General features: G+C 49.7%; 4 protein-coding genes (1 of these 4 running past the window's edge). All 4 read left to right on the plus strand.

What is annotated here, in order from left to right; all coding sequences use genetic code 11:
* A protein-coding gene (locus ACZ5R2_RS19130) for a tandem-95 repeat protein (protein WP_464903019.1) crosses the window boundary here: on the plus strand, positions 1-18,707 show its end. 30,793 nt of this gene lie to the left of the window's left edge; only the last 18,707 of its 49,500 coding nucleotides appear in the window; its start codon lies beyond the left edge, outside the window; it ends in the stop codon at positions 18,705-18,707.
* A gap of 107 nt (positions 18,708-18,814) precedes the next feature.
* Positions 18,815-19,858, plus strand: a complete 1,044-nt coding sequence (locus ACZ5R2_RS19135) for a cytochrome-c peroxidase (protein WP_464903018.1) — start codon at positions 18,815-18,817, stop codon at positions 19,856-19,858.
* Entirely contained in the window at positions 19,848-21,617 is a 1,770-nt protein-coding gene (locus ACZ5R2_RS19140; protein ID WP_464903017.1) for a sensor histidine kinase, read from the plus strand. The genes ACZ5R2_RS19135 and ACZ5R2_RS19140 overlap by 11 nt, the downstream gene beginning before the upstream one ends.
* Before the next feature lie 69 nt (positions 21,618-21,686).
* Positions 21,687-22,808: an ISAs1 family transposase gene (locus ACZ5R2_RS19145; protein WP_464899922.1), complete on the plus strand. Its 1,122-nt coding sequence runs from the start codon at positions 21,687-21,689 to the stop codon at positions 22,806-22,808.
* Positions 22,809-22,813: the final 5 nt, after the last annotated feature.

A 22,813-nucleotide genomic window follows, 5' to 3' on the forward strand; every position in this document is an offset into this window, starting at 1 on the left:
GCTTCGATGTCTCTGATGGCGAAAATATCGTCGCTTCTGGTGCTGATCTGACGGTGAATCCAGTCAATGACTTGCCTCAAGCGCAAGACCAAGAGTTTACCATCGAAGAGGATGGCATCTTAACCTTCACCGATGCGCATCTACTTCAAGGCGCAAGCGATATTGAAGGGGACGATCTAACGGTTGAAGGTATTAGCTACAGCGGTACCGATGGTATCTTGACCGACAATGGCAACGGTACCTACAGTTTCGCGCCGAATGAGAATTTTAATGGTGACGTTGAGTTCACCTTCGAGGTCTCGGATGGTACCGATACGGTGACCGCCAATGTTGATGTCTCAGTCACACCAGTGGATGATGCGCCTGTTTCAGGTGATTTAGCTTACAGCGTTAATGAAGATGGCGAAATCACCTTAAGCCAAGAGCAGCTATTGTCACAAGCCTCTGATGTAGAGGGCGATGACCTGACGGCAAGTAACTTGAGTGTCGATGGTAACGCTGAGGTCACGGCTAACGAGGACGGTTCATTCACCATTACCCCAGATGCCGACTGGAACGGCGATATTGATATCAGCTTTGATATCTCTGATGGTGAAAACATTGTTGCCACGGGTGCGGACTTAACGGTCAACCCAGTCAATGACTTGCCGCAGCCAGAAGACCGAGCGTTCACCATGGAAGAAGATGGTACGCTGACCTTTACCGATGCCGACCTATTAACCGGTGCCACCGATATTGATGGCGATGGCCTATCGATTGAAGGCGTTAACTATTCGGGTACTGACGGTATCTTGACCGATAACGGTGATGGTACCTACAGCTTCGCACCAAACGAGAACTTCAATGGCGACGTTGAGTTCAGCTTCGATGTCTCTGATGGCACTGACACCGTGACTGCGAATATTGATGTGTCTGTCACGCCAGTCGACGACGCGCCAACGGTAGAAGGCAACCTGTCTTACACCGTGAATGAAGATGGTGAAATCACGCTTAGCCAAGAGCAGTTATTGTCTAACGTAACCGATGTGGAGGGTGATGACCTAACCGCTTCGAATCTGACAGTAGATGGTAATGCTGAAGTGTCGGTAAACGATGATGGCTCTTACACCATTACGCCAGATGCCGACTGGAATGGCGATATCGATATTAGCTTCGATGTCTCTGATGGCGAAAACATTGTTGCTTCAGGTGCAGATCTGACGGTTAACCCAGTCAACGACTTGCCACAGCCACAAGATCAAGCGTTTACCATTGAAGAAGATGGTACGCTGACCTTCACCGATGCGGACCTATTAACCGGTGCGACTGATATTGAAGGCGATGATCTATCCGTTGAAGGTGTTAACTACTCGGGTACTGACGGTATCTTGACTGATAATGGCGACGGTACTTACAGCTTCGCACCGAACGAGAACTTCAACGGTGAGGTTGAGTTCAGCTTCGATGTCTCGGATGGCACCGATACCGTGACGGCGAATGTTGATGTGTCTGTAACACCAGTTGATGACGCACCAACGGTAGAAGGCAACTTGTCTTACACCGTCAATGAAGATGGTGAAATTACCCTAAGCCAAGAGCAGTTGCTATCGAATGTGACCGATGTGGAAGGGGATGACCTGACCGCTAGCAACTTAAGTGTTGATGGTAACGCACAAGTGACGGTCAATGATGATGGCTCCTTCACTATCACGCCAGATGCCGATTGGAATGGCGATATTGATATCAGCTTCGATGTGTCTGATGGTGGCAACCTTGTTGCCTCGGGTGCTGACCTAACCGTTAACCCAGTCAATGATCTGCCACAACCAGAAGACCAAGCGTTTACCATGGAAGAAGATGGTACGCTGACCTTCACCGACGAGGACCTATTAACCGGTGCCACTGACATTGACGGGGATGATCTATCGGTTGAAAGCGTCAATTACTCCGGTACCGATGGTATCTTGAGTGACAACGGCGATGGCACTTATAGTTTTGCGCCAAACGACAACTTCAATGGCGATGTTGAGTTCAGCTTCGATGTGTCTGATGGCACCGATACGGTCACAGCGAATATCGATGTCTCAGTAACGCCAGTTGATGATGCGCCAGTGTCAGGAGAGTTGGCTTACAGCGTTAACGAAGACGGTGAAATCACGCTTAGCCAAGAGCAGTTATTGTCGCAAGCGTCGGATGTTGAGGGCGATGATCTTACCGCCAGCAACTTAAGTGTTGATGGCAATGCCGATGTAACGGCCAATGATGATGGCTCGTTCACTATCACGCCAGATGCCGATTGGAATGGCGATATTGACATCAGCTTTGATATCTCTGATGGCAATAACGTGGTTCAGGCTCAGGCTGACCTGACGGTGAACCCAGTTAATGACTTACCTCAGGCCGAGGACCAAGCGTTTACCATGGAAGAGGATGGTACGCTGACCTTTACTGATGAGGATCTATTGACCGGAGCCACCGATATTGATGGTGATGATCTATCGGTTGAAGACGTCAACTACTCAGGCACCGATGGTATTTTGACTGATAACGGCGATGGCACTTACAGCTTCGCACCGAACGAGAACTTTAACGGTGACGTTGAGTTCAGCTTCGATGTCTCCGATGGCACGGACACCGTTACGGCCAATGTAGATGTGTCTGTGACACCAGTGGATGATGCACCAACGGTAGAGGGCAACTTGTCTTACACCGTCAACGAAGATGGTGAAATTACCCTAAGTCAAGAGCAGCTTCTTTCTAACGTCACTGACGTGGAAGGGGATGACCTGACCGCGAGCAACCTAAGCGTGGATGGCAATGCTGAAGTCACCGTTAATGACGATGGCTCATTTACCATCACACCGGATGCAGACTGGAATGGCGATATCGACATCAGCTTCGATGTCTCTGATGGTGACAACCTTGTTGCCTCGGGTGCGGATCTAACCGTTAACCCAGTTAACGACCTACCGCAGCCACAAGACCAAGAGTTTACTGTTCAAGAAGACGGCATTCTCACCTTCACTGATGCCCACCTACTTCAAGGTGCGAGCGATATCGAAGGCGATGACCTGTCAGTCGAGGGCATCAGCTACAGCGGTACCGACGGTATCTTAACGGATAACGGCAACGGCACTTACAGCTTCGCACCAAACGAGAACTTCAATGGCGATGTTGAATTCAGCTTCGAAGTCTCTGATGGCACCGATACGGTCACTGCCAATGTTGATGTGTCTGTGACACCAGTCGATGATGCGCCAACGGTTGAGGGTAATCTATCTTACACCGTCAATGAAGATGGTGAGATCACCCTAAGCCAAGAGCAGCTGCTATCGAATGTGAGCGATGTGGAAGGGGATGACCTGACTGCGAGCAACTTGAGCGTGGATGGTAATGCTGAGGTGACGGTGAATGATGACGGTTCGTTCACTATTACGCCGGATGCAGACTGGAATGGCGATATCGATATCAGTTTCGATGTCTCTGATGGTGAAAACCTTGTTGCCTCTGGCGCCGATTTAACCGTGAACCCGGTTAATGACTTACCACAACCACAAGACCAAGAGTTTACCATCCAAGAAGATGGCATCTTGACCTTCACCGATGCACACTTACTCCAAGGCGCTTCGGATATTGAGGGCGACGATCTGTCTGTCGAGGGTATTAGTTACTCAGGCACTGACGGTATCTTGACCGATAACGGCAATGGCACCTACAGCTTCGCACCAAACGAGAACTTTAACGGTGATGTTGAGTTTACCTTCGAGGTCTCTGACGGTACGGATACGGTAACGGCTAATGTGGATGTGTCAGTGACACCAGTCGATGATGCGCCAACGGTTGAGGGTAACCTGTCTTACACTGTCAATGAAGATGGCGAAATCACACTTAGCCAAGAGCAGCTACTGTCTAATGTGACGGATGTTGAGGGTGATGATCTTACGGCCTCGAACCTGAGCGTGGATGGCAATGCTGAGGTCACCGTCAATGACGATGGCTCATTCACTATCACACCGGATGCAGACTGGAACGGTGATATCGATATCAGCTTCGATGTCTCCGACGGCGAAAATATCGTTGCCTCTGGTGCTGACTTAACCGTTAACCCGGTCAACGACTTGCCACAGCCGCAAGATCAAGAATTTACCATTGAAGAAGATGGCATCCTCACCTTTACTGATGCGCACTTATTGCAAGGCGCTAGCGATATCGAAGGCGACGATCTGTCTGTCGAGGGTATCAGCTACTCAGGCACAGATGGAATCTTGACCGATAACGGCAACGGCACCTACAGCTTCGCACCAAACGAGAACTTTAATGGTGATGTTGAGTTCACCTTCGAGGTCTCAGATGGTACCGATACGGTGACCGCCAATGTCGATGTGTCAGTCACTCCGGTGGATGACGCGCCAGTCTCTGGTGATTTGGCCTATAGCGTCAACGAAGATGGCGAGATTACCCTTAGCCAAGAGCAGCTGTTGTCACAAGCTTCCGATGTTGAGGGCGATGACCTGACAGCTAGCAACTTAAGTGTTGACGGTAATGCACAGGTCACCGCCAATGACGATGGCTCGTTCACCATTACCCCAGATACCGACTGGAATGGCGATATCGATATTAGCTTCGATATCTCTGATGGTGACAATGTGGTTCAAGCTGGTGCTGACCTAACCGTTAACCCAGTTAATGACTTGCCACAACCAGAAGATAAAGCCTACACGGTTGAAGAGGATGGTTCACTCACCTTTACCGATGAGCAGCTATTGGAAAATGCCACCGATGTCGATGGCGACGACCTGTCTGTCGAGGGCGTGAGCTACACCGGCACTGATGGCGTGTTGGCTGACAATGGTGATGGCACTTATACCTTCTCACCTAATGAGAACTTCTCTGGTGAGGTTGAGTTCAGCTTTGATGTCTCCGATGGCACCGAGACGGTGACTGCCAATATCGATGTGTCAGTGACTGAGGTCAACGATCCACCGATTGCCGGACCAACGTCTTACACCATTGATGAAGATAGCGTTCTGACCTTCAGTGAATCGCAGATCCTAGGCAATGCGTCGGATATTGATGGTGAAGTGGTCTCACTTGAGATCAATTATGACGGCCCTGATGGCATCTTTACCGTTAATGGCGATGGTACCTGTAGCTTCGCGCCGAATGAAAACTTCAACGGTGAAGTGCAGCTTAACGTGACTGTGACAGATGATGACGGCGCGACAACCGATACAGTGATCAATGTTGATGTCTTGCCAATCAATGATGCACCGGTATCCGGTGACACCGCTTATCAAGTCGATGAAGATGGTTCAATCACCATCAGTCAAGAGCAGTTGTTGTCGCAAGCCTCGGATGTGGAGGGTGATGACCTTACCGCGGATAACCTCACGGTGGATGGTAACGCCGAAGTGACTGCGAATGAGGATGGCTCATTCACCATCACGCCAGATGCGGATTGGAACGGTGATATCGACTTAAGCTTTGATATTACCGATGGCACTGATACGATTCAGGCCACGGCGGATCTGACGGTGAATCCTGTTAATGACTTGCCGCAGCCAGAAGATAAAGCCTACACGGTAGAGGAAGATGGTACGCTGACCTTCAGCGAAGAGCAGCTACTTGAAAATGCAACCGATATTGACGGTGACGAGCTCTCGGTTGAGGGCGTGAGCTACACCGGTACCGATGGTGTCCTAACGGATAATGGTGATGGTACGTACAGCTTCGCGCCAAATGAGAACTTCTCGGGTGACGTTGAGTTTAGCTTTGATGTCAGCGATGGCACCGATACGGTGACGGCCAATATTGATGTCTCGGTCACTGAGGTCAACGATCCACCAGTAGCCGGTGCAACGTCTTACACCGTACAAGAGGACAACTCGATCACCATCAGTGATGAGCAGCTACTGGCGAATTCGTCTGATGTTGACGGCGAGGTGTCGGTTAGCGATGTCAGCTACAGCGGGGCTGATGGTGTGTTTGTCGATAACGGCGATGGCACCTACACCTTCTCACCAAATGAGAACTTCTCGGGCGATATTAGCCTGGATGTGACCGTCAGCGATGACGATGGTGCGACAGCTCAAACCACCGCGGGTATTGAAGTCATTGAGGTGAATGATCCGCCAATCGCGGGTGCGACCTCTTACTCAATGGATGCCAACGGCACTATCACCATTAGTGAAGAGCAGTTACTTGCCAATAGCTCCGATGTTGAGGGTGAGGTATTTGTTGACGGCGTCGAGTACACAGGCAGCTTCGGTGAGCTTACCGATAATGGTGATGGTACCTTTACCTTTGAGCCAAGTGAGGACTTTGCTGGCAATCTACAGCTTGATGTGACGGTTGTGGATGAGGATGGTGCAACGGCACAAACCAGTGCCGGAATCGATGTCATTCCTAGCGATCCTGAGAACCAGGCTCCAGAAGCTGACGATGTGACCTATACCATCGAAGAAGACGGCAGCTTGACCTTTACCGAAGAGCAACTGCTACAACATGCAACTGATGCTGATGGGGATGTTCTCACCATTGACGTGGGTGACTACCAAGGTAATGATGGTGTCTTCAGTCATAACGGTGATGGTACCTTTACCTTCTCACCAAACGAAAACTTCAATGGTGACTTAAGCATTAACTATACAGTTACTGATGGAGAGTTAACCTCTGAAGCTCAAGTCAATATTGTGGTCACTGAGGTCAACGATCCACCAGTGGCAGGTTCGACGTCCTACACAGTCCAAGAAGATAACTCGATCACCATCAGTGATGAGCAGCTGCTAGCTAACTCGTCAGATATCGAAGGCGATGTTAGCGTTGATGACGTGTCTTACTCGGGTGATGAGGGTGTGTTTGTCGATAACGGTGATGGCACTTATACCTTCTCGCCAAACGAGAACTTCTCGGGCAATGTCAGCCTAGACGTGACGGTTGCTGATGAAGATGGCGCGACGGCTGAAACAACAGCCGGTATCGAGGTCATTGAAGTGAATGACCCACCAATTGCTGGTGACACCTCTTACAGCATCAACGAGGACGAAGTCCTAACCTTCAGTGCCGAGCAGCTCCTTGCTCAATCGAGCGATGTTGACGGTGAGGTGATGCTTGAAGATGTTAGCTACTCAGGCGCGGATGGTATCTTGACCGATAATGGTGATGGTACTTACAGCTTTGCACCGAACGAGAACTTTAATGGCGATGTCAGCCTCGAGGTGACCGTAGTTGATGAAGATGGCGCCACGGATACTGCGACGGCGAGCATTGATGTCTTGCCAATCAATGATCCACCAGTCGCCGGTTCAACCTCGTACAGCGTCGATGAAGATGGTTCTATTACTATCAGCCAAGAGCAGCTCCTTGCCCAATCGTCTGATGTTGAGGGCGATGACCTAACGGCGAGCAACCTCACTGTGGATGGTAATGCTGAGGTGACCGTTAATGAAGACGGCTCATTCACTATTACCCCTGACGCAGATTGGAATGGTGACATCGACCTAAGTTTCGATATCACCGATGGCACTGATACGGTTCAAGCGACAGCTGACCTGACAGTGAATCCAGTCAATGACTTGCCGCAGCCTCAAGACCATGAATTTACTATGCAAGAGGATGGCATCCTAACCTTTACCGACGAGCAGTTGTTGGCGAATGCGACGGATATCGATGGCGATGAACTGACTGTTGAGGGGGTCAGCTATACAGGCACAGACGGTATATTGACTGACTATGGTGATGGTACTTATGGCTTTGCTCCGAACGAAAACTTCAACGGTGATGTTGAGTTTACCTTCGATGTCAGTGATGGTACCGACACCGTCACAGCCAATGTGGATGTCTCAGTCACTCCAGTGGATGATGCGCCAACTGTGGATGGCAGCCTCGCTTACACCATCGATGAAGATGGCCAAATCACGCTCAGCCAAGAGCAGTTGTTGACCCACGCCAGCGATGTCGAGGGTGATACGTTGAGTGCAACTAACTTAGCAGTGGACGGCAATGCCAATGTCACGGCTAACGACGATGGTTCATTCACTATCACGCCAGATGCGGATTGGAATGGTGATATTGATATTAGCTTTGATGTCACTGACGGCAACAGTGTGGTTCAGGGTACTGCGGACTTAACCGTTAACCCAGTCAATGATGCGCCGGATGCAGGCGAAGAGATCTATATCCAAGCGGAAGAAGATCAAACCGTTGGTGTGACCTTGAGAGAAGAGCCAGCCTTGCGTCTCGATGAAGCGCCTGAGTTCGGTATTATTGAAGCTCACCTCAACGATGAGTGGGTAGAGCTTGAGGTTGGGGTTGAAATTCCGGCTGACACCGAGGTGCGCTTTGTTGCCAATGAAGATGCTATCGCTGAGGGTACTCATACGACTCAAGTTGGTACTTTCGATGACAATGCCAGCGTCGATGATTGGGGTACTGAGATTGACCCATACACCCGTGAGTTCACCGATGGTGACTTAACCATTACGGTACAAAGTAACGACGACCCACTGGGTGCCTGGAATGGGGATACTCATATTGGTCATGGTATCGGTGATACAGACCGTCAGGGTTTGAGCGGTGATGAGAAACTGACCGTCACGGTTGAAGGTCAAGACATCAACGAAGTTAGCTTCCACCTTGACGGTGTTGGCGGCTGGTTTATGGAAGAGTCGCGCCACTTCACCGAAGTAGAAATTAAAGCGTTTAACGCTGATGGCGACTTGATTGACTCAATGACCTACCACAAAGAAGACCGTGGTACCTTTGAGACCGACTATACCTTGACGGTTGATGAGCCTGTTTCTTACTTCGAGCTCGGTACTATCCAAGGTAACGGCACTTATGTTGTGCAAAACATGACAGTGTCACAAACTTGCCCTGATGAAGCGGTATTCACTTCAATCGGGGTTGATGGTACTGAGATCACAGAGGCAGTAAATCTTAACCTCCACCAAGGTGATACAGAGATCGACCTAAGTGCTGAACTGCCGAATATCGAAATCGATACGGAAGGTGCTTCACAGTTTGCATCCATAGTGATCACTGAGGAGCAATTGCTCGCTCAAGCTTCTGACATCGATAGTGAAAACCTAGATATCCAGAACCTCGAGCTGGTGGGTGAGAACTCCGAGCATGCCACCTTGACCGATAACGGTGATGGTACTTGGACGGTCACACCGGATGAGAACTTCCACGGTGAGATTGAGCTCGGTTATCAAGTCACCGATGGCGAGTTGACCGATGACAATATCATCAACATCAACTTCGAGTCTGTGAATGATGCGCCGATTGTCTCTGGGCCAATCGTACTTTCGACCGATGAAGATGTGGGTATCACCTTCAACGCCGAAGATCTATTGGCCAATGCCAGCGATGTTGAAGGGGATGAACTCTCTATTACAGACATCACCTACAACGGCGATAACGGTGAGCTAATCGACAATGGCGATGGCAGCTACACCTTCATGCCAAACGAGAACTTCAATGGTGAAGTGGACATCGATTACTCAGTCTTTGATGGTCAAGACACCACTGAAACGCACCTTGATTTGACGGTTATCCCAGTCAACGACGTGCCAGTACCTGGTGAGCCTTTGCATACTCAGATGCTTGAGAATGGTACGATCGTTATCGAGGCCAAGGATCTGCTTGCTGGCGCGACTGATGTGGATGGCGATATTCTCCATATCGAGAACTTGCTGCTGGTTGATCAGACTCAAGGTACCTTGACCGACAATGGCGACAACACCTTTACCTTTGAACCGGCAACGGACTTCAGTGGTGATGTGAGTCTAACGTTTGACATCAGCGATGGTATGGCGAGCGCGCCAAGCACTGCCTCGATTGATGTTGAAATGGTCAACACTGGCCCTGATGTCTCAGGTCCTGTGGAAGCCACCGTCGATGAAGATGGCACCATTACCTTGACCCAAGAGGACTTGCTTGAGAATGCCTCTGATCTGGATGGTGATGACTTAACTGCGGTTAATCTGCAAACCAATGATCCAAATGCGACCATTGTTGAAAACCCAGATGGCAGCTTCACCATCACACCGAGTGAAAACTTCTTCGGTGAGGTAGAGTTTACCTACGATGTAAGCGATGCGATTGACACGGTTTCCGCTGGCTTGAACCTTACGGTGAACCCTGTTAATGACCTGCCAGACGTACCAGACCTATCGTTTACCACTGAAGATGGCGAGTCGATTATCCTCACTCAAGATCAGTTGTTGGCGCAAGCCACTGATATTGAGGGTGATGACCTGACCGCCCTCAACGTCACCAGCCTGGATGAAAACGTCGAGGTGGTTGATAACGGTGACGGTACCTTTACCCTAAGTACAGAAGAAGGCTACTTCGGCAATGCTGACTTAACCTTCGATGTCAGTGATGGTACGGATATCATTACTGCCAACATTGACCTTACCGTTGAGTTTGTAAACGATGCGCCGGATGCCGAGGCCGTTGCTGCCACAGTAGAGGAAGATGGCACCATCTTGGTCACCCAAGAGATGCTGCTTGAGAATGCTTCGGATGTCGATGGCGATGATCTCTACGCATCTGGTCTTACTACCAACGATCCAAACGCTACCGTAGTGGACAATGGTGATGGCACCTTTAGTGTGACCCCATCAGAAGACTTTAATGGTCAAATCCAGTTTGACTATGAAGTCAGCGACGGTGAGCTCAGCACCACCACGCAATTGAACCTTGATGTTACACCGGTCAATGATGCCCCTGAAGTGGAAGGCCTTGCCTTCGACATGCAAGAAGACGGCACATTGCTCATCACTGAGGAAGCACTGCTTGAAAATGCCACCGATATTGAAGGTGATGATCTTTCAGTGACAGGTGTGAACTACAGCGGTGATCAGGGTGAGATTGTTGATAACGGCGATGGTACTTACTCGTTCACACCGGGTGAGCACTTCAGCGGTGAGCTGCAACTCGACTTTACTGTCTCTGACGGTGAGGCTGAGGTGACACAGACCATAGACGTCAATGTTGAGGCCGTGGCCGACGCGCCGGATCTTGTCGTCACCGATGGTGATGGTAACGAAGTCGGTGACAGCACGATCGTCACAGAGCCTGGTGGCGTGGTTGAGCTTAATATTGGCGCAAGCTTAGTTGACCAAGACTTGTCAGAAACCTTGAGTGTCACCGTTGATGGTATCCCAGAAGGCACCGTGGTTCGTTATGACAACGATGAGGTATTGGCTGATCAGCAAAACGGTATCACCAGTTTCAACGATACTGAAATCACCGTAACCTTTGAGGGTGAAACCGCTGGGTTCAAGAATGCGGCGGGTTACTACAAAGTCGATGACGAAGGCAATATCTACGATGTAGAAATCGTCTACGAAAACGCCTCACAAGTTGGTGGCGGTGGTGACCTTGTCCCAGGACAAGACTCATTCACCTTCCCAATTGAAGAGGGTGAGAGCTTCAACCTCTTCGTGGTACCAAATGGCTTCAACACCAATGACTTCGATGCGATGCAAGACGGTAGCTTCGAGTTCCGCGCCGAAGATGGCTCACCAGCCACGATGGACACGGTTGATCCACAGCTTGTGCACGTTGGTGAAGATGGCGAAGTAACGGTCATCCAGAGTCAATTTGGTGATGCCGTGTTCCACGGTGGCTCCACAGAGAGTATCAACGAGGATGGCATTGAGCATACTCGCACCACCATCAACGAAGACGGTGAGCTGGTTTATGGCTTCGAGGATCTCTATGGCGGTGGCGATAACGACTTCAGTGACTTCAACTACACCATTGATGTTGGTGAAGTAAACAGCCAGATCTACAGCGGTGAAATCACTGTTGGTGAGGATGGTCAAGTTGTCATACCAACCACAGCGATTGACCAAACCATCGAGTTTGTGCTGCCTGAGGATGCGAGCGAGACCTTCGATATTACGGTTTCAGCCACGGCGACTGAGTTGTCTAACGATGATTCAGAGACGGTGACTCAAACTATTACCATCGATGTTGAGCATGCACCAGAAGCAGCGCCGGTTGATGCGGTGGTTGATGAGGATGGCTCTATCCTCATTACCCAAGAAGATCTGTTGGCTAACGCCACCGACTTAGACGGCGATGACCTAACCGCGCTGAATCTATCCACCGATGATGATAATGTCACCATCACCGATAATGGCGATGGCACTTACACGCTAACTCCGGATGCGGACTTCAATGGAGAAATTGAGTTTAGCTTCGATGTCTCTGATGGCGACCAGATTGTCTCAACTGACCTGAATCTAACGGTGAGCCCAGTCAATGATGCGCCAGAGGCCGAAGACAAAGCTTACACCGTTGAGGAAGATGGCACATTAACCTTCACCGATGAGCAGCTGCTTCAAGGAGCCAGTGATATCGACGGTGACGACCTCAGTATAGAGAATGTCACGTTCACGGGTAGTGAAGGTGTCTTTAGCGACAACGGTGATGGTACCTACACCTTCGCGCCGAACGATAACTTCGCAGGCGATGTCGAGCTGAGCTTTGCTGTTACCGATGGTACGGAAACGGTGACGGCCAATATCGATGTCACAGTGACCGAGGTTAACGATGCGCCGGTCTCTGGTACTACGTCTTACTCTGTCGATGAAGATGGCGCAATCACCATCAGTCAAGAGCAGTTGCTCGCGCAAGCCTCTGATGTTGAGGGTGATGACCTGACCGCGAGTAACCTGTCTGTGGATGGTAACGCTGAGGTAACCGTGAATGACGATGGCTCATTTACCATTACCCCAGATGCCGACTTTAACGGTGATATTGATATTAGCTTTGATATCACGGATGGCACCGATACCATTCAGGCCACGGCTGACCTGACAGTGAACCCTGTCAACGACCTTCCACAGCCTGAAGACAAAGCCTACACAGTCGAGGAAGATGGTACGCTCACCTTTACCGATGAGCAGCTACTTGAAAACGCGACTGACATCGATGGCGATGAGCTATCGGTAGAGGGCGTGTCTTACACTGGTAGCGATGGCGTGTTGACCGACAATGGCGATGGTACCTATAGCTTCGCACCGAACGAGAACTTCAATGGCGATGTCGAGTTCAGCTTTGATGTGAGCGATGGTACCGATACGGTGACTGCCAATATCGATGTATCCGTGACTGAGGTGAACGATCCACCAGTTGCAGGCTCTACGTCTTACACGGTTCAAGAAGACAACTCAATCACCATCAGTGATGAGCAGCTTCTGGCCAACTCTTCCGATCTTGAAGGGGATGTCTCTGTCAGCGATGTCAGCTACAGCGGCACTGACGGTGTGTTTGTTGATAATGGTGACGGCACCTACACCTTCTCACCAAACGAGAACTTCTCTGGCGATATCAGCCTAGATGTGACCGTTGCGGATGAAGAGGGTGCCACGGCCGAGACCACCGCGGGCATTGAAGTGATTGAGGTCAATGACCCACCAATTGCTGGCCCAACGTCTTACAGCATTGATGAAGACAGTGTCTTAACCTTTAGTGAATCACAAATCTTGGCTAACGCCTCGGATATCGACGGTGAAGTGACTTCGCTTGAGATCAACTACGATGGTCCAGATGGTATCTTTACCGTCAATGGTGATGGCACCTGTAGCTTCGCGCCGAATGAGAACTTCAACGGCGAAGTTCAACTTAATGTGACCGTCACGGATGATGATGGTGCTACGGTTGAGACGGTGATAAATGTTGATGTATTGCCGATCAATGACGCGCCAGTCTCTGGCGACACCGCTTACTCAGTTGACGAAGATGGCTCAATCACCATCAGCCAAGAGCAGTTGCTGTCGCAAGCCTCTGATGTGGAGGGCGATGATTTAACTGCCAGCAACCTTACTGTCGATGGTAACGCTGAGGTGACGGTTAATGACGATGGTTCATTTACCATTACCCCAGATGCGGACTTCAACGGCGATATCGATATCAGTTTTGATATCACCGATGGCACCGATACCATTCAAGCGAGTGCAGACCTGACCGTTAATCCAGTTAACGATCTGCCTCAGCCGGAGGACAAAGCCTACACAGTGGAAGAGGACGGTACGCTCACCTTTACTGATGAGCAGCTACTTGAAAATGCCACTGACATCGATGGCGATGAGCTATCGGTAGAAGGCGTGTCTTACACCGGCACCGATGGTGTACTCACCGACAATGGCGATGGTACCTATAGCTTCGCACCGAACGAGAACTTCAATGGCGATGTCGAGTTCAGCTTCGATGTGAGCGATGGCACTGATACGGTGACCGCCAATATCGATGTGTCAGTCACGGAAGTGAACGATCCACCGGTAGCTGGCGCGACCTCGTACACTGTCCAAGAAGACAACTCAATCACTATCAGTGATGAGCAGCTTCTGGCCAACTCTTCCGATCTTGAAGGGGATGTCTCTGTCAGCGATGTCAGCTACAGCGGTACGGATGGCGTGTTTGTAGATAATGGTGACGGTACTTACACCTTCTCTCCAAACGAGAACTTCTCAGGCGATATCAGCCTAGATGTGACCGTAGCGGATGAAGACGGTGTCACAGCTGAGACCACTGCAGGCATCGAGGTGATTGAGGTTAATGACCCACCAATTGCTGGCGATACCAGCTACAGCGTCAATGAAGATGAGGTCTTGACCTTCACGGCCGACCAGTTACTAGCCCAATCTAGCGATATCGAGGGCGAAGTGGGCCTAGATAGTGTCAACTACTCAGGCGCTGATGGTATCTTGACCGACAACGGTGATGGCACCTTTAGCTTCGCGCCGAATGAGAACTTCAACGGCGAGGTATCACTAGAGGTGGTCGTTGTCGATGAAGATGGTGCGACCGCGGAGGCCACTGCCAGCATTGATGTGTTGCCAATCAATGATCCACCTGTCTCTGGTGATTTGGCTTACACCGTCACCGAGGATGGCTCAATTACCTTGAGTCAAGAACAACTGCTGGCGCAAGCATCCGATATCGACAGTACTGATCTTGAAGCAACCAACTTAACGGCAGCAGGCAATGCGACCGTAGTCGAGAATCAGGACGGCAGCTTTACCATCACACCAGATGAGAACTTCAACGGTGAGATTGACCTTCAGTTTGACCTGATCGACAACGATGGTGCCACCGTTCAGGTTGGCGTTGACTTGACGGTTGACCCAGCCAATGACGTCCCAGTTGCTGGTGAAACCGACTTCAGCGGCGTTGAAGATACGGTGATGCGCATTACACCAGAAGAGTTGTTGGAGAATGCATCTGATATCGACGGTGATGATCTCGATGTCATTAACGTTCAATACACAGGTGACGATGGCTCAATCGCGGATACTGGTACTATTCAGTTCGGTGCAGATGGCTCGGGTGAAATCCAGATAGAGGATCAACTTGAAGAGCACGATGAGTTCTCAATTCAGTTCGAATACACCTCGACTGGTGAGCACGAAGGCAACGTTGAAACCCTGATGTCTGGTGACTCTGAAGGTGCAGGACTGTCAATTTACGTGCGCAACGAGGATGGAGGTATTGGCCTCGACCTCAATGGTCAAGATAACGTAATGTTTGATGGTATCGACCTCAACGATGGTAATAGTCACGATATCGTGCTGACTTGGAGCAGTGAAGACGGTTCTGTAAGTCTGTACGACAATGGTGAGCTAGTCGGAACCGAAGCGGTTGAACCGGGTATCGTGATGCCAGCTGGCATTCAGCCAACCATTGGTCAAGCAGCGGATTCGCTCGATGATAGTGGTCTTGCGAACGTCGAGTTGTCGGGCTTCACCATGGCCTATGAGCGTGTTGATGAAGAGGCCATCTTGGATGGCACCCCAATCAGCGAAGCCTCGGATGACCTTGCGCTGGATATCCAGGTGCAAAACGGTGAGATTGTTGATCAGTCTGGCAGTGTTGAGCTGGATGTCAGCGGTGATACCGAAGTGGATCGCTTCTTCGAGTTCACCCCGGCACAAGACTTCAACGGTGATGTTACCCTCGATTACCAAGTGACTGACGGTGTTGAGGTAGTCGATACCCAGGCGAACCTTGAGTTTGTTCCGGTGAACGATGCACCAGAGTCAGAGGACATCGAGCTTCAAGGCACAGAAGACACCACAATACTGATCACTCAAGATATGCTGCTGGCTCAAGCAACAGACGTGGATAACACCATCGATGAGCTCAGTGCGATTGACTTGAGAATCGATGAGGAGTTCGGGGAGCTACTCGATAACGGTGATGGTACCTGGTCATTCACACCAACCGAGAACTTTAATGGCGATGTGCCAATGGAGTTTGAGGTCAGCGATGGTGACCTCACCACCACGGTATCGGGCAACATCGATATCGCCGCGGTGAACGATACGCCTGATGCACCTATGGTTGAGATGATTGGTGAGGAAGACCAGTTAATGGTCATCGACCCAAGCTTTATCACCAGTCAAGTTACCGACATGGATAGCGACAATATCTCGCTTGAAAATCTATCGGTACGTGCACCAGCGAATGCAACCATTACTCAGCAGCCAGACGGTATGTTCCACTTAGTGACTGCGCAAGATTATAACGGTCTGGTTGAGTTGGCGTACACCATCACAGATGGCACTGAGTCGGTTGAAGGGGCAATGAACGTTGATGTTATTCCGGTCAACGATGCACCGTTTAATAACGGTAACGCCTTTATGGCCACCGATGAAGATGGTGCATTCACCTTCGATGCTGGCGACCTGATGAACCTGTTTGATGATATTGATAGCGAGAACTTGGTGGTATCGCGCATCATCATGCCAGAAGATGAAGATGGCGGCGCCATCACCGACAACGGCGATGGTACTTGGACCTTCACGCCAACCGGTGACTTTGCAGGCCTTGCGGATATGCAAGTTGTGGTTAGCGATGGTGAGTTTGAAACGGCACTTGATGTACCTGTGTTTGTTCGCCCAGTAGCGGATGGCGCCGTGATCACCACCGACCATGATGGTCCATTGGTGATTGGCGAAGACAGCACGGGTCACTTAGGTCTGAATGTTGACTTGATTGATGATTCAGAGACGCTCAGTAACTTAGTGATGACTGGCTTCCCAGTAGGATTCGAGGTATCGGATGGTGAGAACACGATTATTATCACCTCGCCAGATCAATACATCGATATTACCGAGTGGGATATGTCGGATCTACAAATCACCCCACCGGATGACTTCTCGGGTAACTTCTTTGTCACCGTATCGGCGACCACTGTCGATTATGGTGATGAACCAGAAGCCTTCGAGGATGGCATCGATTCAGGTGATTTCGAGATGGTTGCCGGTGAGTCAATCCTACTGACTGCTGATGATCTGATGGCAATTGCTGAGAACGTCGATGTGGATGCCGGTGACGAAGTTAAGATGGTTCACCTAACTGACCGCAGCCAAGGTGAGATCGTTGATAATGGCGATGGAACCTGGACGTTTAATCCAGCTCCTGGCTTTACTGGTGAAGTGGACATTGCCTACGTCATCGATAAAGACGGTGTATTGCATGATGAGCAAACTGGCATCGTGGTCAATGAACCAGGTGAAGCGGCCAATGAGGCGCCACAGGTTGAGACGGTGACCACCACCGACCTTGAACCAGGTTCGACGCTTGAGTTTACCGATGAAGATATGCTGGCCAACCTTTCCGATGCTGAAGGCGACTCGCTGTCGATTGAGTCTGTGAGCATCATGGAAGGCCGAGGCATGGTCGAAAGTGATAACGAGGGTAACTACCAGTTCACACCTGCAGAAGGTTACGAAGGGCCAGTTGAGATTGGGTTTATCGCCACCGATGGTGAAAACCGCATCGAAAGCCACTTCAACGTTAACCTGCAAGGCCCAAGTGAGGTGAGCGATGAGTATGTTCAAGCTGAAGACGGCTCGATTGCCTTTAGCGAAGAGCAACTGCTTAGCGAGCTTGACCTAAGCCCATCGGCAGAGGTGATGGATGTAACTGACCAAGGGGACGTCGGTTTCTTCGTTGAGTCCGGTGAGAATGAGTGGACCTTCTGGCCGAACGATGACTTCAATGGCGAAATACCAATGGCGGTTGAGGTTAACGATAATGGCAACGTCGAAGAGCATGCGTTAACGGTGCAAGTTGATACTGGCGGTGAGGCGTCAGCGGCGGCAGAAACAGAGCAAGAGTCTGTCGAAGTCGAAGCTGCAGCAGCCGAGCAAGAGGCACCAGTGGTAGAAGAAGCGGCAGCAGAAGCAGCTGGTGATGAAGAGGCTGAGCCCGATGTGACTGCAGCGCCAGGTGATACCATCAATATCGCGATTCCAGATGAGGTCAGTGGCAATGATGATGTCGATCACGTCGAGATGAGTGGCTTACCGGACGGCTCGAATGTCAGTGGTGCGCTCGACAGTGGTGACGGCACTTACACCATCAGTGGCGACTTGTCGCAGCCAGTCAGTGTTGAATTGCCGGATGGCTATGAAGGCACGGTGGATGTTGGCTTCCAAGGCTTCGATGATTTGGGTGGTCAGGTTGATGGTGCTCAGGCATCGGTTGAGCTAGAGGTCGATGATCAGCACGCAATGACGGCATCGCAGCAGCAAGATCCAAATGCTGGTCAGATGGATAGTGGTGATGCAGGCGGCGGTGACTGGACCAATGCTGGCGGCGGTGATGCTGGCGTCGACTTTACTGACGACTCTGGCAGCTTCGATAACGATCAACAAGGAGGCGGCAACTTGGAAAATGACTTCGATAACAACTCATTCTAATGAGTTAGCACTTGAAGCAAGAGGTGGGTGATATGCCCACCTCTGTTGTCAGAGGGTGACTTGGCTGCTGATGGGGGCAGCCAGCTGCACTACGTATGGGAGTGACTATGGTCAAACGGTCAGTAATTTGTAGCACGCTAATGGGTGTGCTAATCATCGGTTGTGAAGACCATCGGTTTGATGAGCATGGTCATAACGAAAACCATCATCATGATTCTCACTCTCACCAGCATTCTGCAGATGAGCGTGTTCCATTGCCAGTTTCTCGTAGCAAGCTGGTCTTCCCGTTACCGGAGGTGGTCAACTCTAATCAACCCTTAGCACGGCTTGGGTGGAAACTATTTAACGATCCAAACCTCTCTTCTAATGGCCAAATAAGCTGTAATAGCTGTCATGATTTGGCGAGCAATGGAGCGGATCTTATTCCCTTGTCTGTTGGAGTTGGTGGGCTGGGGGAGCGGAATTCGCCAACGGTATTTAACGTGTCGCTTAACACGCGTTTTTTTTGGGATGGACGGTCAAATACACTTGAGGCCCAGGTGGATGGCCCAATTCATAATCCGCTAGAAATGGATAACAGCTGGCCTGAGATTGAGAGTTATTTGCGCCAGCACCCAGATTACCCCACTCTTTTTGCCCAAGCGGGCGTGGAGGATATTGGTGAGCATGGGGTTAAACAGGCACTGAGTTACTTTCAGTCACAATTGATCACCCCCCCTTCACGGTTTGACCAGTTCCTTGCTGGTCAAGACGATGCATTGACCGCCGTTGAGTTGGCCGGGTGGGAGCAGTTTAACTCTCGTGGCTGCATCCTTTGTCATCAAGGTCCCAATGTTGGTGGCAGTATCTATCAGAAATTTGGCTACTATATCGATACAGAGGCGACCTTAGACGTAGGCCGAGAGGCAATTACGGGTGAAGAGATTGACCATTCAGTCTTTCGTGTCCCAAGCTTACGCAATGTCACTATTACCGCACCATATTTTCACGATGGTAAGGTGATGGAGCTTAAGTCAGCGATATATATCATGGCCAAAGTTCAACTAGGCCAGGAACTCAATGAGCAATCTATCGCTGAGATTGCCGCATTTTTGCAAAGCTTAGAGACTCCTCGGCCGACAATATTAGGGCAGCTCGAAAATGAAAATTAGAAAGTTCATCTTTTATAACAGTATTCTGGTTGTCATTTTCGTACTCGCTGCGGGCGCGAGCGCGTGGTCGTACTATAAGTTGCAGCTGTTGGACAGTAATCTGGTGGTCGTCAACAAACTAGGCCACAGACTGGTTGAACTTAACAGTGAGTTTTTGGCGTTTCAGCTCAACTCGAATAGGGCTGCGAGTGATTTAACCTATAGCCTGAATCAGTTCGATATTGATATCGATGCATTGAAACTCGACTCTACGCAGCCGATATATCTTGCTGCCTTAAATCCGCAAGATGAACGCTATCGACAAGAATTCTATTCAAAATCCAAGCAGGTGATTAGTCGATTGGAGCAGCTAATTCGTGTCGAGGTAGCGCTGCAGTTTGCTCAACAAGCTGTACCTAACTCGCTTACACAAAACATTGATAACTACACCAAACAACAATTAGCCAATGTTATTGCCGACCTACTCGGAACGGGTGGGGTTAAACCCAACGAAGGGCGCTCCGCTCCATTATCCATCTATGCCGATAATTACTATGACCTGATTGCCCAACGACAACAGATTGTTTCTCAGTTGCTGACAGCAGAGACTTTCTCCTATATACATCTCACAGAGAACTACTATATATACAGAATCAACCAATCACTATTTGGAATGATACTCGGTGGTCTCGTCGCGATTATCTGTACTGGCATATTGTTTTATCGTTTTCTCTATCGTAGTTATGTGCGTGAGCAGCGAACCAATAAACAGCTGGAAATCGCACGAAAGCAAGCCGAGGCGGCGAGTGATGCGAAAAGTATGTTCTTAGCCACTATGAGTCATGAACTACGTACACCAATGAACGGTGTCCTTGGCATGACTCAAATTTTGACTAGTCAGATCAACAACCCTCAACAGCGTGAGATGCTCTCGACGATTGTCGAGAGCGGCACCCATTTCGTCACCATACTAAATGATATATTGGACTTCTCTAAGTCAGATAAAGATATGATTGAGTATGTCGAAGAGCCGTTTAGTTTGACCGAGTTAATTAATCCCATCGTCGCGACTTACAAACCAGTCTGTGATGCAAAGGGGATCCGACTCACGGTGAATAACGCGATTAGCCCTGCAGTAGAGCTGTTGGGTGATGAGTCGAGACTACGGCAAATAATTTACAATCTAGTCAGCAATGCCGCTAAGTTTACTCAACACGGCGAGGTGGTTTTCAACCTTGGGTTTGATTCGGGTGAGCTAAAGATTGAGGTAATCGATACCGGGATTGGGATTCCGATTGAGAGCCAGCCAAGTATCTTTGACCCTTTCGTTCAGAGCGATAGTGGTATATCGCGACAGTATGGCGGAACCGGACTGGGCTTGGCGATTGTCGACAAGCTGGTCGCTGGTATGAATGGGACTAAAGGTTTTGACAGTTGTGAAGGTGAGGGCAGTCACTTTTGGGTTAAGATTCCCCTAGAATCACGTTTAGCCGTTATGGAGACAAAGCAGTCTGCAGATGCGGAAATCACACAAAGTCCCCCTCAGAGCTTAAATGTTTTAATTGCTGAAGATAACAAGGTAAACGCCATGGTGGCGAAAAAACTGTGTAAAGATCTCGGCCATACTTGTGAGGTCGCGGTGGATGGGCAAAAAGCGGTCGAACGGGTGAAGCAGCAATCTTTTGACCTGATTTTGATGGACCACCATATGCCAAATATGACCGGGCTTGAAGCGACTAAGGTGATATTAGGCCAGGGTGAGATCGTGAACGTTTTATAATCAAAATAACGATCGATTTGACGATCACATCTACCTGTGATCATATACTCCCTTTTTAGGGAGCATACGATGCACATTGACCACTTCAAAGAACATTTCCAAACGATGACCGACCAACGCCAAGGAGCAAAGGTAACTTACTGCTTGTTTGAAGTTCTTTTTGGCTCGCTATGTGCCGTGATAGCTGGTGCAAAAGGCTGGTTTGATATTCGTGAATACATTCTCGGACACCATGATTGGTTTAAACGCAATGAGCTCTTTTTGAATGGGATTCCTGCCGATGACACGATTGCCCGCATAATATCTACGATTGAACCTGAGCAATTCCATAAGTGCTTCGTTAGCTGGATATCGTCGATACATACACTCACCGACGGCCAAGTCATTGCGATAGATGGCAAAACGCTTCGCGGCTCCTACAATCGCGAAGACAGAGCAAGCACTATTCACATGATCAGCGCCTATGCCTCATCAAATAAGCTCGTATTGGGACAGCTAAAAACCGAGCAAAAAAGCAATGAAATAACGGCAATCCCAGAGCTGATAAAGATGCTCGATATCAAGGGGGCTCTCGTCACCATTGATGCAATGGCCTGTCAAACCAAGATAGCCAAAGTCATTGTAGAACAAGGAGGGGACTACTTGCTTGCAGTGAAGTGCAACCAAGGAAAACTTCGACAAGCGATAGAAAAAGCGTTCTCAACTGAGCGAGCAACTGTGGCAGAAGACATTGTGCTTGAAGACGGGCATGGGCGTATAGAGTCTCGCCAATGCTATGTATTTGACAGTGCCAAACTTGAAGGTAACTTCTCTCGTTGGAAAGGCTTGAAGAGCATTGTTATGGTTGAAAACTTCCGCTTTGAGAAAGGAAAAGCAATAGGCCTAGAGTATCGTTACTACATCAGCTCCAAAGAGCTTAGCGCCGAGCAAGCAGCGACAGCAGTCAGAGAACATTGGGGTATAGAGTCAATGCATTGGGTGCTTGATGTGAGTATGAATGAAGACGCGTGTCAGATATACAAAGAGAACGGCGCAGAGAATCTATCTTGCTTACGCCATATGAGCTTGAATATGCTGCGAGCAGAACCAACCAAGTTAAGTATTGTTGGGAAACAGAAGCGATGTATGATGAATACAGCCATGCTAGAGGCGGTATTAAGTGCTGGTTTTAATCTGGCGGTGAAAAACTAGACACT

Source organism: Vibrio sabulosilitoris (assembly GCF_055391395.1).